Origin of the sequence: Aeromonas sp. Prich7-2 (assembly GCF_017939255.1) — a bacterium.
In the GTDB taxonomy this organism is placed as follows: Bacteria; Pseudomonadota; Gammaproteobacteria; order Enterobacterales; family Aeromonadaceae; genus Aeromonas; species Aeromonas caviae.
On record NZ_JAGKRI010000193.1, the window covers coordinates 1 to 293 of the forward strand.

Sequence of the window (293 nt, forward strand, 5' to 3'; positions counted from 1 at the left end):
AGTGTGCTCATCCCCGGGATGGTTTTACGCGGATGGCTCGCGACCAGCTGTTGCTGGTGATAGACCTGAAGCAGGGTATCGCCCGCATGGAGCTCCAGTTGCTGACCCACATACTGGTGCGGCACCGAGTAATGGTGCTGCTCATAACTGACGTGATAGTCGATGTTGACCTTGACCGTTTTGATGGCGACATAGCGATAGGGATGCACCGGTAGTGACCCCAGTGCCGGGCGGTCCAACTGCTCAAACGCCTCGCGTCGGTTACCGGGCAGCTGCTTGAACGGGCGCTCGTT

At 58.7% G+C, this 293-nt stretch carries 1 pseudogene; it reads right to left on the minus strand.

Going from position 1 to position 293, the window contains the following annotated elements:
* Nucleotides 1–293: pseudogene (locus tag J9892_RS25210) on the minus strand (IS21 family transposase); the annotation flags it as partial.